Consider the following 15,535-nt stretch of genomic DNA (forward strand, 5'->3'; position numbering starts at 1 on the left):
CCTTTTCGTTGCCTGCGACCGGTTCGCCGTCAGCTGAGGCTGTTGCCGGTGATGGCCGAGGTCAGCACGGTGGCCAGCCCGCCGCCGACCACGGCCGCGGCCAGGCCGACGCTGATCGCCTTCCACGAGTGGCTCACGAATCGCAGGCCGACCGCGACGAGGACGCTGAGCACCAGCGAGATCAGGAACTGCGGGGCCGCCTTGGCCAGCGTGCCGAGGGCATGCCCCTGGGCGCCGGCGCCGACCACCAGCATGTAGGCGACGAACAGGACGACCGGGACGCCGTACCAGATGACGGTGTAACCGACCGCGGCGAGCGGCCCGCCGGAACCCTGTTCATCCTCCTCGTCGTCCGGATCGAGCAGATCGCTCTTCCGGCCCGTCGGGTAGCCGCTGGTGACCGGGCGACGCTCGTACGCACCGGACGGACCGTTCCAGTTCGCCGCGGCCCGCCGGCCGGGCGCCTCACCCGCGACCGGCGAGATCAGCGACGTCGACGTGGTGGATAAGTTTGATTGTCCCTGGACCGCGGCTGAGCCGCCGGACCGAAAGGGCACGTAGTCCGAGGTGCCGAAGCGCCGGGATTCACCGTCGGCCAGGTTGCTCTGATCGGCTAAGTCGCGTCGCCAGTCGCTGCCGCCGCCCTCGCGGTAAACCGCGCTGCCGCGGGCGCGTTCGCGCCGCTCGTCCAGATGCCACTGGCCGGTGTCGGACGGCGAGCCGGTGGCCGGTGGCTCGTCCAGCGACCACGACGGGGCGTTACCGCGCGCGTCGGCGCCGGTCGAACTGTCGCCGTCGGGGCTGTCCAGCGACCAGGAAGGACCGCCGGGGCGGGCGGTGCGGCCGGTTTGCCAGGCCTCTGGGCTGAGCGGCTCGTCGGCGTACGCGCCCGGGCCCGCTGCGCCTCGCCGGCCGGTCGGAGCGTCATCGTCGGCGCGGCGGCGGCCGGAGCGCTGCGGCTGCTCGAGCGGGATGTACTGCGGGACGCCGCTGGCCGGGGCCGCGGAGGAACCGGGCGGTAGGGCCGGCGAGCCCGAATAGCCGCGTGGTGAGCTGACCGGCGCCGAACCGGAGTAGCCGGGCCCGCCATCGGCCGGCGCGTCGCCGTAACCGGGGGCGCTCCGCGGGGCACTCGGGAGGGCCGGCTGTTCGCGGTACTGGGCGCCGTAAGCCGTGCCGCCGCGGGACTCTTCCTGGTAGGCGCGGCGGCCCGTCGCAGCACTGCCGTAGTCGTCGCGGGCGGGGACGGAGCTGGTGGGCGCACTGCCGTAGCCGCGAGGCTCATAGGAGTCCCGGCTGGGGACGGAGCTGGTCGGTGCGCTGCCGTAGGTGCGCCGATCGCGGCCGGCGGCTGGGCCGCCGAAGTTCGTGGGTTCGTCGTAGCGGTCGCGCGCTGGGACGGAGCTTGAGGGTGCCGCGCTGCCGTAGGTGCGGGGTCCGCGGGAGTCGTCGTACGGGTCGCGGCCGATGGCCGGGCTGCCGTAGCTGGTGGGTTCGTCGTAGCGGTCGCGGGCTGGTACGGAGCTTGAGGGCGTCGCGCTGCCGTAGGTGCGGGGTCCGCGGGAGTCGTCGTACGGGTCGCGGCCGATGGCCGGGCTGCCGTAGCTCGTGGGCTCGTCGTAGCGATCGCGAGCCGGGATGGAGCTTGAGGGTGCTGCGCTGCCGTAGGTGCCACCGGACGACGAGGAGCCGTAGGGGTCGCGGCCGGGGGCTGAGCTGGTGGGCGCGCTGCCGTAGCCACGCGGCTCGTCGTACCGGTCGCGATCGGGGGCCGAGCCGCCGTAGATGCCGGTGGGCGCCGACGTTCCGTACGGGTCGCGATCCGGGACCGAGCTGGTGGGCGCGCTGCCGTAGCCGTAGGGGTCGCGGCCGGGGGCAGAACTAGTGGGCGCGCTGCCGTTGGCTCGCTGAGCGTCGTACGGCTCGCGACCGGGGGCGGCGCCGTACCCGCCGCGGGACCGGTCGTCCTCGTCGCGGCCGGCCGGTCCGCTGCCGTAGCCGCGCGGCTCGTCGTACGGGTCTCGCGCGGGGACAGGGCTGGTCGGGGCGGCGCCATACGGGTCACGGCCGGGCGCTGAGCTCGTCGGCGCATTGCCGTAGCCGTATGCGTCGCCATAACCACGGGACTCCGGGCCGCCGCCGTAGGGAGTGGCGCTGCGGGGTGTGGGGCCCGGGGGCAGCGGTGGTGGGGCCGTGTTGCGCCAGCCGGTGGGCGGCTGCTCCTGCTGGCGCGCCTCGGGCTCGCTCGCGGCGGGCGGCGGCGGGGGCAGCGCGCGCGGGCCCTCACCCATCGCCTCACGCCGGGCGGCCTCCCGGCGCCAGGCCAGGATGCGGGGGTCGTCGTTGGAGCGGCTCCACTGGCCGGTGTCGGGGTCGCGGACCCAGCTGCTGGTGTCGGGCTCGGCCTCCCACGAACCGGTCTGGTCACGCCAGTCGGTGCTGCCCGCGTTGTACCTCGCGCGGCCCTTGGACGGGCTGCCGGTCGGCCCGGACGCCGGCGCGGCGGGCATGGCGCTGCGCGGCGAGGAAGACTGCCCAGGCATGGCGCTGCGCGGGGAGGACGACGGAGCCGGCATGGCGCTGCGCGGGGACGACGATGGCGACGCGGGCATGGCGCTGCGCGGGGATGACGACGGGGCCGGCATGGCGCTGCGCGGCGAGGTCGGCGGTGGCGCGGGCATGGGGACCGCGCTGCGCTGAGCGGAGGACGGCGGGGCCGGCATCGGGATGGCACTGCGCTGCGCGGACGTCGGCGGCGGGGCCGGCATGGGCACGGCGCTGAAGGTGGCGGTCTCGTCCGGCTCGGAGCGGGACCGGCGCGGGGCGCGCGGCTCAGGAGGCGCGTAGGAACCCGTCTCGCCGCGCGGCGAAGCGTCGGCCTCGTCGGCGTAGCGACGGCTCCGCCGGCTCCGCCCGGTCGGCTGTTCGTCCTCCGGGGCGTAACGAGGGCGTTCGCCGTAGCCGCCGGTGGCGTCGTCCCGGCGAGGCTGGCGCGGGGGCGGCTCGTACGGCGTTGCGGGCGGCATCTCGTAGGCGGGAGCATCGCCGTACGGCGTCGACCGGCTCGTTTCTTCGCGACGGTTGACGTTGCGGGAGCCGAAGCCGGTGCCCGTGCCCCAGGCCGACGGCGCCGGGGCGGGAGTGTCCCCGTACAGCTGAATGCCGCCGGTGTCGGTGTGCCGGGCCCAATTGTCGGTGTTCTCGCCGTTCTCCGAGTCGGAGCGGCCGCTCGACCAACCCGTACCGCCGGAAGGAGGGGAACCCGGCTCGGGAGCGCGACGCCGCCCGACCGGGGGTGACCCAGCGCCGGCCTCGCGTCGCCACGCGGCGCGGTCGTCCTCACGCACCAGGTGGCGGCCGTCGTCGCGCGGGTCGTCGGACCGCAGCCACGTGGTGCCCGTGTCGGCCGGACGCTGCTCGGTCAGATCGGTCCAGGTGGCCGAGCCCTCGATGGCGTCGCGCTGCCAGGACGGCCGCGAGTTCCACGACGGCTGACCCGGCTCGACCAACTGCTGCCACGACGGTGAGCTCTCGGCGGGCGTACGGGGAGAGGGTTGCTGCCAGCTCGGGGTGGCCGACCGGCTCGGCGATTCGGGCTCGGCCGGTGACTCGGCGAACTGCTGCCAGGAGGGACGGGAGTCGGCACTCGAATCGGCCGACCATGCGCTGCTCGAGATGGCCGGCTGAGCCATCGGCGTCTCGGCCTCGGGCGGGTAGGACTCGTTGTCACCGGACTGCCAGGCCTCGGTGGTCGACCGCCAGACGTGGGAGCCGGTCGTGGACCGCCACTCGGTGGTCTGCCGCCAGCGGGCGCCGGCCGCGCGCCACTCGGCCGTCTCGGTGCGCCAGCCGACGCCGTCGGCCGGGAAGGTCGGGCGGCCGGTGGCGGCGACGTCGGACCAGCGGTTGGCCGGCTCGACCGACTGATGCGGGTCGGACTCGGACTGCTGCGCCCAGGCGTCGGCCCGGCGCTGCCAGTCGAGAGCCTCGGCGCTCGGCTGCAGACTGCCCGTGTCGGTGAGCGATGACCATTTCCGGTCAGGATCGGCGAAATCGGGCGAATCCTGGCCACGGGGGGACCGCTGATCGGCGGCGCGTCGCTCTCGCGACATGCGGGCGCCGTAGTCCCACTCCCGTTGGTCCACGACAAAAGCGTGCCTTCCGCGCGTCGGAACCGCAACGCCTCCGCGCGACGGCTTGCTCACGCCCGGCACCTTTTCGCACTTGTGCAGGAGTTTTTCCCCCTCCACAGGTGGGGACAGCGAAATGCCTGCTCGCGAAGGCACGACCTCCGTCGTCCCCAGCAGTTGTACACAGGCTGTGCACAGGCCTGCCCACAGGCTGGGGCGGGATGTCCACAGGTTGTCCCGAGGCTCGTCCACCGGGGCGGTTGGGCAGGTGGGGGCGGGGTTCGTAGAGTGGCGCGGTATTTGATCGGGACTTTTCTTCCTGATCATGGCGGGGATCAGCCGAAAGTGTCATACCCGAGCTGTTTGATCAGGGGTGCGCGTACGGCGAGCGGAGGAGGTCCGGGTGTCGATCACCGACGAGACGCGGCCGCCGGCCCAGTCCGGTGGTGGGCCGTCGGGTGGCGGGCCTTCCGGGGGCGGGTCGTCCGGCGGCGGGCCATCGGGCGGCGGGCCGTCCCGGGGCGGCGCCTTCGACAAGTCGCCCCCGCAAGACGTCGCGGCCGAGCAGGGCGTGCTCGGCGGCATGCTGCTCTCCAAGGACGCGATCGCCGACGTCGTCGAGATCCTCAAGGTGCAGGATTTCTACCGTCCGGTCCACGCCTCCATTTACGACGTCATTCTTGATCTGTACGGGCGCGGTGAGCCGGCCGACGCGCTGACCGTGGCGGCCGCGCTGGCCGACTCCGGTGATCTGCAGCGCATCGGCGGCGTGCCCTACCTGCACACCCTGATCGAGAGCGTGCCCACCGCGGCCAACGCCGCCTACTACGCGCGCATCGTCGGCGAACGGGCCATCCTGCGCCGCCTCGTCGAGGCCGGCACCAAGATCGTGCAGCTCGGCTACGGCGCCAACGGCAACGGCGGCCGTGACGTCGACGACATCGTCGACCTGGCCCAGCAGGCGATCTACGACGTCACCGAAAAGAGGGTGAGCGAAGACTTCGCCGCCCTGGGCGACATGCTGCAGCCCACCTTGGACGAGATCGAGGCGGTCGGCGCCGCCGGCGGCATGATGACCGGCGTACCGACCGGCTTCTCCGACCTCGACCGGCTGCTCAACGGCCTGCACGCGGGTCAGCTGATCATCGTGGCCGGGCGCCCCGGTCTCGGTAAGTCGACGGTCAGCATGGACTTCGCCCGCAACGCGGCGATCCGCAGCAACTGCGCCAGCGCCATCTTCTCGCTCGAAATGAGCAAGATCGAAATGGTCATGCGTCTGCTGTCGGCCGAGGCCCGGGTGCCGCTGCACGTGCTGCGTTCCGGCCAGCTCACCGACGACGACTGGAGCAAGCTCGCCCGCCGCATGGGCGAGATCAGCGAGGCCCCGATCTTCGTCGACGACACGCCGAACATGAACCTTATGGAGATCCGGGCCAAGGCGCGCCGCCTCAAACAGCGGCACAACCTCAAGCTCCTGGTGATCGATTACCTGCAGCTGATGTCCTCGCCCAAAAAGACCGAGAGCCGGCAGCAAGAGGTGTCCGAGCTGTCCCGTGGCCTCAAGCTGCTGGCCAAAGAGATCGAGTGCCCGGTGATCGCGGTGTCGCAGCTGAACCGCGGTCCCGAACAGCGCACCGACAAGCGCCCCCAGCTGTCCGACCTGCGTGAGTCCGGCTCCATCGAACAGGACGCCGACGTGGTCATCCTGCTCCACCGTGACGACTACTACGACAAGGAATCACCGCGGGCGGGCGAGGCCGATTTCATCGTGGCTAAGCACCGAAACGGCCCCACCGACACGGTGACGGTCGCGGCCCAGCTGCACCTGTCCCGCTTCGTCGACATGGCCATCACCTGAGTGGTCATCCCCGGGGCGGGCCGTAGTTCCAGCCGTTGCGCTCGCCCTCGTCGGATATCTCGGTCAGATCGGCCTCGCTGGGAAGTTCGGTGCGCAGGACGTCGCGTGCCACCTGCTCAGCCGTTGCTCGATCGACTGTGCGGCCGCGGTCCTGCTCTTCGTCGTCGTAAAGGATGCGCGACACGGTGTGGGGCGCGAAGATCCACTCGCGATACGGCACGCTCCAGATCACTGCGCGGAGCGGCTGATCGCTCGGTGCCTGGTAGGCAACCATGCTCGTGACCGTGGATAGGTCATCCCGACGCATGATCACTTTGTAGGCGAAGCTGCGTTCCGTCATTCCGACAAGCCCAATCCTTCTGCGCCGGGCACGTCGTCTCTGCTCAGCCCGTGCTGCCGAATGTGATCCTCGAACGACTTGCCTTGTGCGGACAGAGCCGCGCGGTATTGCGCCAGCGTTTCCTGTTCCGACTTTAGCCATGCGGCGAGGGTGGTGGTCTTCTCCCTCAATGGGTGTAACAGGTGCAAGTCGGACGGTCGATGATCATAGATGCAGGCCTCTTTGTTGATCGACAAAATCTGGAGGAATGCATCAACCCGCTCCCAGCTGGTACTTCCACCGAAGCGCATGACCTCGTAACTGACGTGCGTCTCTTTGCCAACCTGACGAGACAGCGGCGTCGGGAACTGCACTTCCACGCGGAAGCCATGAGGATCAGTCAGCCAGACATTCAAGCCGTTGTGCCGTCCGTGATCCGCCCAGAAGCTGGCGGCCGACGTCGTGCGGTAGCCGAGCCGGTGCAGCTGGTCGAGTACACAGGCGACCGTTTGCCCGTACCCAGCTTCAGGCACCTCGACGGAGAAACGGACACGATCCTTCACCTCGGCCAAATACTGCTCCGGGCCGGCACCCTCGAACGAGAAGTCTTCGAGGAGCTTCCTGCCCAGCGACTCGGCGGACTTGACGTTGTGTTCTTCGTCGACGACCCGTGCATCGCCTGAAGGGATCGCCTCGACCACGCGGTGAAGGTCAGTCGACACACGCGTCGCAACTTCGTGTGAAACAGCCACGGAGGCAATGAACGTAGCGCGATGCTCGGGCGGCAACGACTCGAACGCCTGCCGCTCGGCTGCACGAATGGCATCGAGAGGGTTATCGATTCCGGTCGGGGTGGCCGACCAGTTGCCGGGGCCGTGGTGAGGTAGCGGGGCCGGGGCGCCGGAGGCGTTGACTACCAGGGCTTCCAGGGAGACGACGTTGATGGGGGTCGATACTCCGTGGTGGTGGTAGAGGGGGGTGTGTTCGGAGATTCGGCCTATTTGGGGGTCTACGTAGAGGACGGTTCCGTTCTGGTTGAGGGCGGCCCACGAATGGCTGCCGCCGCCTTCCAGGTCGGTGACTATGAAGGCGTAGGCGCCGTGGCCGGTGTTCAGCAGGTGGTTGGTCAGGTTTTGGGCGGCCTGGTCCATGGCGGAGCGGGCGGCGGCGGGGTCTGCGTCGCCCAGATGGGGGCACAGGTTTTGGAAGTCGCCGCCGGTGGCCAGGCGGATTCGGTTGATGCCGTGCGTCTCGCCGCCCAGGGGGCGGTCGGGGTTGCCGTTGGCGTAGACGTCGAACGTTCGGGGGGCCGAGACTCGCGGGCGGCCGTGGATATAGGTGTCGAACAGGGCCAGGGTGCCGTCCACGCAGTTCAGGCCGCGTGTGGGGTCGGCTGCGGGGCCGCCGTCGTTGGCCAGGCGGAACCACGTGCCCTCCCGAGGATCGGGTAGGCGGGAGACGTTGCCGTGGCGGTCGCGCGGGACGGCGTTCTCGATGTCGGTCTGGTGCACGGCCAGCGGCGGGCGCAGGCCACCGGGTGAGTTGTAGTGGCGGGTGCGGTCGATCGGTGGGCGGCCGGCGAAACCGTCCAGGGCCGAGCGGTCGGTGGTGCGGACGCCGCCGGGGGCCAGGTTGCCGACGTCGCGGTTGATCCGGGCCCAGTCGGGCGGGTCGACCTCGACGCGTTCCGGTGCCAGGTCACCCGTGCGGACCTGGCCGATCTGGTCATCGATCTCGGCGACGATCTCGCTCAGTTCGCGAGCCTGATGGCGATACTGGGCCTCACGCAAGGTGAAGCCGGCCCGGTTGGCCTCGTCGGCGCGTTGACCCAGATCGAGGATCCGGGCGCGGTTGTCCTCGGCGATGGATTCCAGGTAGTCGGCGTATTCGTTCCGCCGGTTCTCCTCGTGGGTCCGGCGCGCGTGCTGGGCGTAGCCGAAATACGCCCGCTCGTCACGAATCTCCGGCTGCGGTGCTGACGGCAGGTGGGTGGTCGCGGCATATTCCCGTACGGGTTGACGCGGCGCCGTCCGCGGTCCGAGCGCATCCGCGATCCGCTCCAAATCGGAGAGTGAGCTCCGCCGCGACCCCGGCGCGGTCGACCCGGGCGGTTCGCTCGTACTGTCCACGGGCACCCCACCCGTGCCCCTGACCGGAGCTGCTGGACGACGAGACGTCAGCCGGACGGCCGGCCCCATGCTCATCAGCGGAACGTTCGTGCTGCTCACGGGGGTCGACACCGGCGAGGCCGGCGGCGCCGACGTGCCGGAAAGCGGATCAGCGAACCCGACCGTCGCGGTCGAAGCCAGCACTCCCGACCCGTCCGACGGCGAAGACACAGACAGATCCGACGGCGAGAACACCGAGAGAGAGGAAGGCGTGGACGGCGACGGCGGCGCCACATCCGCGGACGGAACAACCGGCGGAGGCGCGTCCGAGGGGAGGGGCAGCGGAGACGGCGCCGGGGACGGGGAGGGCGACGACTGGATCGACTGAGCCGGGGACTGCGATGTCGTCGACGGCGTGTCGGCGTGAACTGAATCTGCGGCGGGGGACGGCGTGTCGGCGTGAACTGGAAATGCGGTGGGGGACGGCGCTGGGGACGTGCTGGTGGAAGGCGTGGATGCGGACGCCGAAGATGCGTCGGTGCTGGTGGAGGCGCTTGGCAGGAGGTCGACCGCAGTGTGATCGGTCGGGGTCAACGTGGAGAGTGATGGACCCTCGTCTGCGCTTGCCGACGGTGAATCGTCAGCGCGCAGCCCGTTATCCACTGATACACCGCTTACTTGGCCAGCCCCTACCGTCGTACCTTCAAAAGCTTCATCCCCGCCGACCGCGAACGACGCACCGTCGCTGACGGGAAGGGATGGCACGTCGAGGCCCTTTATCTGGTCAATTCCCAGCGATGATGTTCCGTGGATGCCGGCGCCGACCGCGCCTGAGCTGGCGGATTTGGCCAGCCCTGAAGCGTCGGGCAGCTCGCCGAACGTGGCTGCGGCGCCGAATTCCGCCATGACCTCGCCGCCGGCGCCGCGGAAGATGCCGCCGTGACCGTGGGATCCGGCCTGAGCTCCGGTTGCGGCTGCTCCGCCGGCGAATCCGGCCAGCGCGGTGCGGCCCATGCCTTCGAGATCGAACCCGTCGGAGCGGCCGGTCGACTGCTGGTACATCTGGATGCCGCCGTTGGTGGCGATCTCTTCGCGGGCCTCGTCGAAGCCCTCGTCGAGTGCTTCGCGGCCCAGCTTGCGCAGGCCTTCGCGGCTGGTCACCTGCTTGATCGCACGGCCCGCGGTCTGCCGGAGGGCTTTCGTGCCGAGCTGTTCGACCAGGCGGCGGAAGATCTGCTGGATGGCGAGTCTCGTCGCGACGATGAGGCCGCCGGCGGCCGGGGACGCGGCGCCCAGCGTGAGCGCGACGCTGACCGCCATGCCGACCAGTTCGACGAGGAAAATGCCGATCTCGATCCAGGCCTCGAGTTTCGCCGCCTCGAGGTCGGCGCCGCAGCCTTCGACAAGTTTGCCCAGCTCGCCCGACACGCGCAGCAGGTCGTGCAGCGGTGCGTTGTCGTCTCCGGCGACCATCCGCCAGGCATCTTCGAAACCTTCGGCCGTGATGCCGGCGCCGCCGTAGCCGGAGAGGAACCGTCCGGCGGCCGACATCGCGGCTTCGTTGGGTTCGGCCAGCGAGGTGGCCAGCGAGAACCAGCGGTCGGCGACGTCCCAGGTGGCGACCTCGTTGCCGGCGGGCCAGTCGAAGCCGACGACCCATTCGAGCGCCTCGTAGGCCCAGGCCGGCACGTCGAACGGGCTGAACTCGAGCGGGTGGGGGATCGGGCTCGGCAGGACGGTCATCATCGCCCCCGGTACGTGGAACGGACGCGCCGGGCAGCGTCGGCGTCAGCCGCCAGGTTGTCGTGCACGGACAGGGCGGCGGCGTCGCCAAGCCCTGACAGGTAGTCCGCGAGCTGCTGCCACGCGTCGAGAACCTGCTGCTCGAACGGCCGGTAGTGCTTCTCGAAGGAGTGCCCGTAGTCGTCGCGGCCCCACGGGACGGCGGAGCTGGCCGTGGCGATCTCGGCGCCGGCCCGGTTGCGGCGCGCGCCCAGGTCCTCGCCGGCCGCGCTCAGGGCGCGCGATCCGGCCAGGGCCTCCTCGGCGTCGAGCCGCAGCCGGGCGTCACTCATCGCGGCCGGCCAGATCCTGGACGACCTCGTCGGACCGTCCGAGCAGCGAGCCGAAATTGTTGTCACGCAGGTAGCGGAGAGAACCGGAATCGGCCGGGAGATAGTCGGCCATCAAAGTCTGTATGCGTTCCGCGGCCTGCTCGGCTGCAGTGTGGACAGTGGCGACGATCGTCCGGGAAACGTATTCGTTGTCCATATTCCGAGTGGCCCGGCGAATCAGCCGCAGGTCGATCAGCTCGCCGCGCGGGCCGACCGTGACGCGGACGAGTCCGTCGCTCGAAACAACGGTGACCCGGATCGCTTCCAGACGTCGTTGAAGATCGTCCAGATCGGACCGGAGGCGCGCATATCGTTCGTGCACCTCAGTGAGGCGGTCGCGCAGTTCCCGATTCACGTCGCGGTTCGCGGATACAGCCACCGGGTCACACCCCTCGTCCGTGTCGGGACTTTGCGTGTTCGGTTAACTTCAATCTGCGAACGTCGCCACGGGCGATCGGGTTCACGGCTTGGCGGAGGGGAGGGCACGGTGATCACACGAGCGGAGGCCGAGGCGGTCGCGGCGCGGTGGGCACGCAACGAGTCCGAGCAGCGCGGCTACGGATGTGAGCCGATGCTGACCGAATTCGACTTGGGTTACGTGATCTGGACGCGTGAGCCGGCGACGGTGCTGTCCGTACCCGGCGAGAGCGCACGCACGGTGATCGATCGGGAGACGGGCGTGCTCTCGACCTGGCCCGCGGTGCCGCCGGAGGAGATCGCCGCGATCTATCGGGACCGCCGTCCGACCCCGCCGGGCACAGTTGATCCGGCTGTCGCGCTGCTGCGGCTGACGCGTCGCCGGCCGACTCCGACGACGGTCGCACACCTCACCGTGGGTGAGCGGCTGTTCCGGGCGCAGGGTGCGAAGGGTGACCAGCGGATCAATCACCATCCGCTGGTGGTCGATCGTCTCGAGATGCTGGGCGCGGAGAGTCAGGTGCGCGGCGTCGAACGGCACGCCGAGTTGATCGCCGTCTCCGACGCACTGCACGAGGCCACGCGCACCCGTGGTCGCGAGCTCACGGTCGACGATGCGAGGGCTTGGCTGACCGGGGCCGCTTTCGCTGCTTATCTCGTACGGGACCAGGGGGACCCGGATGGTGGGCGGGAGCACCGCCCCTGCGAGACCTGCATCAACGTCCTCGTCGACCTGGCTGTGCTGCCCTGGTCGGACAGGGCGTTCGCCGGCGAATGGCGGCACGGTTCCGACCGGATTCCGGTGGCCGGGCGCTTCCCGCACGAGGTGGCGCGCACGCTGGCCGGCGGCGGGTGGATCGGGGCCGGCACGGGCTCACAGGGTGACGAGGCGATGGAGCGCGCGGTCGAGGCCTCCGGCGGGCGGCTGCAGCCGTTCGAGGCGGCGCGGGCGGCGATCGCGGACTTTCCCGGGGTGCGCTGCGCGCGGCGAGGGCCGGGCCTGCGGCGGGCCATCCGGTTGTTGCGGCTCGATCCGGTGCCGGGCGCCTACGCGTCGGCTGCGCTGGCCGAGTTCGCCGAGGTCATCGGGGTGCCGCTGTTCCCCATCGGCATCGAGGGCGGGGACGCGGTGATGGCGATCGACGAGGTGGGACGGGTCTTTGTCATCGATCAGGCCGGTGAGTGGTTCGCCGGCAGCACGCTCGACGAGGCGCTGACCGGGCTGCTCACCGGCGACGGCCCGGCGCGACGGGTGCGCGACGACGGCACCTGGTAGCCCATCAGCCGGACCGGCGGACCTGTCCCGGCGGCACCGGCAGCGCATCCACGTGCGGTTCGACGCGGTCATCGCGCACGTCGGCCCGCCGTCGGCCCCGGTGAGGCCGACGGGCGGGCGGATGCGGCACTACCTCAGTCGAACAGGTTGTGCAGGAAGCTCTTGCGGCGGTGGTAGTGGCCGTGGTGGCCGCCGCGGTAGTGGCCGTGGTAGCCGTAGGCCGGAGCCGGGGCGTGGTGGCCCGGAGCCGGCGGGTAGCCGTGAGTGGGCTGGCCGTAGCCCGGCGCGGGCGGCGGAGGCGGCGGGGCGTATCCACCCGGCTGCGGCTGGCCGTAACCCGGCTGAGGGGCGGCGGCCGGACGAGGCGGGGCGGACTGGGGCGGGGCCTGGCGAGTGTTGTAGCTCGACTCGGCCTCGAACAGTTTTTCCAGCTCACCGCGGTCGAGGAAGATCCCCCGGCACTCGGTGCACTGGTCGACCGTGACGCCGCTGCGCTCGTACACCCGCATCTCGCCGTGACACTTCGGACAGGTCATCTGCATCTCACAGACGGTACAAGGCTGTGTCATCAGGCGGGCGACTTGTTGCTGTGTGGTTCCTGTGTGCCGACGCGTTCCGATCGGCCGGGGCGCAGGGCGGCCGCCCAGACCAGGAACGCGATCGGGTACAGCAGGTAGCCGAAGCGGGTGGTCGGCATCAGCAGGATCGCCGCCAGCAAACCCCAGCCACAGATCAGCGAGGCGGTGGCGGCGGTGCGGGGAGGCCACCACAGCATGCGTACGGTGATGACGACGGCCACCGCGGCCAGTAGCCCCAGGGTGAGATAGCGGCCGTTCGGCACGTTCTGTGCTATCAGGTAGCCGGGGAACGGGGACTGCGCCGGACTGGTGACGAGCCCGTGCCCGAGCGGGAACCGGATCACGTTCTCGAGGAAGCCGTCCTCGTTGACCTGGAACGGCGGGATCAGCACGAGAATCGGCAGACCGATCGCGCCCGGCAACAGCCGGCCGCCACGGGCGACGGCCATGGCCAGGATGGCGAGCACGGCCACCACCGGTAGCGCAAAAAGTTTGCAGGCAGCGGCCGCGCCGACGGCCACGCCCGCCCAGCCGTAACGGTCGGTGGCCGCCAGCGCCAGGGCCAGCAGGCAGAACGCCAGCACCGGGATGTCGTCGCCGCCGGTGGCCAGGGTGAGCGCGCAGATCGGCAGGACGGTCACCGCCTGCAACGCCCGGATGGTGGGGAACGAGCGCGCGGACCGCAGCAACCACACGGCGGCGATCAGGATCAGGGCGGTGAACACGGCGAACCAGACGCGGGCGTCGGTCCACCAGACGTCGCCGAACAGGGCCCGCGGCAGGCCGAAGATCGACATCCCCGGCTGGTACGGGCTGTAGCCCATCAACCGTTCGCCCTCGGGCAGCGCGGCGATCGTGTCCCGGGACAGGTACGGAGTGCCGTCGTTCAGCAGGCGTTCGCCCATGTGCTCGACGACCAGCACCTCTTCCTGGGCGCGGTCGGTGCGGCCACCGGCCCGCTGGACCGCCTGGACGACGAGCGGTACAAGGGCGGCGGCGGCCCACACGGTCCAGGTGACCGCGGCCCGGCCGCCGTTGCCGAACAGCAGGGAGATTCGGCCGGTCGTGCCTCGGCGGCGGGTCAGCAGGTAACCGGTGAACTGCAAACCGGCGATCACGAAAGCGGCCGCGTAGGCCCAGACGGCGATGGATCCCCAGGCCCGGTGGGGCAGCAGTGTCGAGTTGAGTGCGGTGATCAGGGCGAAGACGGCGGATACGGCGTAAAGAGTCAGGTCTACGGCGTAGCCGCCCGCGGCCTGGTCGACACGGGCGAAGGACCGCCCGATTCGGCCGATTTGCACAGGCTCAGCATGGCTTCTCCTGGTTGAGGGGCTGACCGGGCCGGGTCCGCTGCCTTCGGCCTCAGTGGACACGGTTTTGTGCCCGTTCGCGGACGGTTCGGCCAACTCCGCTCCGGGCCTGCCTGCGACTGGTTCGACCGGCGCCGCTCCGGTCCCGTCGGCTGTTGGTTCAGCCTGCGCAGCCTTGGTTCCGTCGCCCGTTCGTTTAGCTTGCGCCGCCGCGGTCTCTTCGGCTGTTGGTTCAGCTGAAGTCGCTTCGGTCCCGCGAGCAGTTGAGTTGGCCGACGGCGCTTCAACTTCGCGAGCGGTTGCTTTGGCCGCCTTGAGCTTGCCGTTGGTCGAGCCGGCTGACGTCGACTTCGACTTGCTTGCGGTTGGTTCGGCGGACGCGGCATGAGGCTCACCTGCAGCTGGCTCACCCGCTGCCGCTTCGGTTTTGGCTTCGGTGGGGTTGGCCGGCGGTGCGCCTGGTGTGGTGGCGCTTGGGTCGGCCGGCGGTTGTGCGGTCGATGCCTTCTTGGCCGACTTCCTTCTGAGCGACCGCTTCTTGGCCGGCTGCTTCTGGACGGGTGTTGTCGCTTCGCCCGCCGACGATTCGATAGGGGATGCGTCCGGCTCGCTCGCAGAAGTCACGGGGGCCGGGGCGGGTGTCGATGGGGTCTTTCCCGGCTCGGCAGGTGGCGCGCCCGGCTCGCTCGCAGATGACTTCGATGGCGCAACCTGCGGATTGCGCGCTGAAGGCTCGGCGGTTGGCGTGGCCTTCGGCGTGATCCGTGCGGTTTTGGTGGGCTTCGCACCGTTGGTGGTGAGCGGCGTATCGCTGACGACGATGTACATGCCGATCTGTGCACCGGCGCTCGGCGTCACGGCGGGCTTGGCTTCGCTGTTCTTGGCGGCGGCTGTTCCCGGCTGGTCCGCTGCAGGGCTCTCGCCGGAGGAGGTGCCGGAGTCGCGCTCTTCACCGGAGGATGCGGTCGGCAGACTACCTGCGGCTTCAGGGTCGTCAGCCTGCACGGCCGCTCCACTGTCGGCCGTGGTGATCGTCCCGGCCGCACCGTCGTCTGTCGAAGCATGAGTGGACGAGGGAGGTTGGTCGTCGGCCTCCGACGCGCGAGGGGCAAGCGAGGAAGGCGCGGGCTGTTCCGGCGACGTGGCAGCGGACGACAGCGGCGCGGGCGCGGCGGGAGCGGGCGAGTGCGGCGCTGGCGCAGGCGACTGCGAATGCAAAGCAGGGGCGGCGGGCGACGTCGGCGCTGCAGGCACGGCTGTGGCAGGCGCGGGTGCGTGAGGCGCGGGCGGCTGCGAGGGCGAGGCAGGTGCCGTAGGCGACGGCGGCGCGGCAGGTGTGGGCGCGTGAGGCGCGGGCGACTGCGCGGGTGAGGCCGGTGCGGCGGGCGACGCCGGCGCGACTGGGGATGACGGCGTCGCGGGGGT

10 protein-coding genes are annotated in these 15,535 nt (G+C 70.6%); 3 read left to right on the forward strand and 7 right to left on the reverse strand.

From position 1 onward, the window contains the following. Positions 1–29: 29 nt before the first annotated feature. Complete coding sequence (locus OWR29_RS38820; RefSeq protein WP_267568503.1) at positions 30–4,145, reverse strand: hypothetical protein; 4,116 nt, start codon at positions 4,143–4,145, stop codon at positions 30–32. Positions 4,146–4,533: 388 nt separating this feature from the next. Here OWR29_RS38820 and dnaB point away from each other — a divergent pair, with 388 nt between their 5' ends. Beyond that, positions 4,534–5,988, forward strand: coding sequence for a replicative DNA helicase (dnaB, locus tag OWR29_RS38825; protein WP_267568504.1), 1,455 nt, complete (start codon positions 4,534–4,536; stop codon positions 5,986–5,988). Between the two features lie 4 nt (positions 5,989–5,992). Here the strand turns inward: dnaB and OWR29_RS38830 are convergent, their stop codons facing one another. The 4 genes from OWR29_RS38830 to OWR29_RS38845 are packed head-to-tail and all read right to left on the reverse strand — an operon-like array spanning position 5,993 to position 10,908. Continuing rightward, entirely contained in the window at positions 5,993–6,328 is a 336-nt protein-coding gene (locus OWR29_RS38830) for a hypothetical protein (RefSeq protein WP_267568505.1), read from the reverse strand. Further along, complete coding sequence (locus OWR29_RS38835; protein ID WP_267568506.1) at positions 6,325–10,161, reverse strand: toxin glutamine deamidase domain-containing protein; 3,837 nt, start codon at positions 10,159–10,161, stop codon at positions 6,325–6,327. Before OWR29_RS38835 ends, OWR29_RS38830 begins: the two co-directional genes overlap by 4 nt. Continuing rightward, positions 10,158–10,490: a hypothetical protein gene (locus OWR29_RS38840; protein ID WP_267568507.1), complete on the reverse strand. Its 333-nt coding sequence runs from the start codon at positions 10,488–10,490 to the stop codon at positions 10,158–10,160. Before OWR29_RS38840 ends, OWR29_RS38835 begins: the two co-directional genes overlap by 4 nt. Continuing rightward, positions 10,483–10,908, reverse strand: coding sequence for a YbaB/EbfC family nucleoid-associated protein (locus OWR29_RS38845; RefSeq protein ID WP_267568508.1), 426 nt, complete (start codon positions 10,906–10,908; stop codon positions 10,483–10,485). Before OWR29_RS38845 ends, OWR29_RS38840 begins: the two co-directional genes overlap by 8 nt. A gap of 108 nt (positions 10,909–11,016) precedes the next feature. On the opposite strand from OWR29_RS38845, the gene OWR29_RS38850 reads away from it, so the two are divergent. Continuing rightward, positions 11,017–12,222 carry an SUKH-3 domain-containing protein gene (locus tag OWR29_RS38850; RefSeq protein ID WP_267568509.1) on the forward strand — a complete coding sequence of 402 codons (1,206 nt, stop codon included), beginning with the start codon at positions 11,017–11,019 and terminating at the stop codon, positions 12,220–12,222. Between the two features lie 134 nt (positions 12,223–12,356). Here OWR29_RS38850 and OWR29_RS38855 read toward each other — a convergent pair whose 3' ends face one another. Together OWR29_RS38855 and OWR29_RS38860 are read right to left on the reverse strand one after the other, a co-directional pair. Next, positions 12,357–12,764 (reverse strand): TFIIB-type zinc ribbon-containing protein, encoded by a 408-nt coding sequence (locus OWR29_RS38855; protein ID WP_438872711.1) that lies wholly within the window; start codon positions 12,762–12,764, stop codon positions 12,357–12,359. Between the two features lie 26 nt (positions 12,765–12,790). Beyond that, positions 12,791–14,101: a glycosyltransferase 87 family protein gene (locus tag OWR29_RS38860; RefSeq protein ID WP_267568510.1), complete on the reverse strand. Its 1,311-nt coding sequence runs from the start codon at positions 14,099–14,101 to the stop codon at positions 12,791–12,793. Positions 14,102–14,618: 517 nt separating this feature from the next. On the opposite strand from OWR29_RS38860, the gene OWR29_RS38865 reads away from it, so the two are divergent. Then, the gene (locus OWR29_RS38865; protein WP_267568511.1) at positions 14,619–15,176 is read left to right on the forward strand and encodes a hypothetical protein; all 558 of its coding nucleotides are present in this window, start codon (positions 14,619–14,621) and stop codon (positions 15,174–15,176) included. Positions 15,177–15,535: the final 359 nt, after the last annotated feature.

The organism is Paractinoplanes pyxinae (genome assembly GCF_026626335.1).
Taxonomy (GTDB): Bacteria; Actinomycetota; Actinomycetes; order Mycobacteriales; family Micromonosporaceae; genus Actinoplanes; species Actinoplanes pyxinae.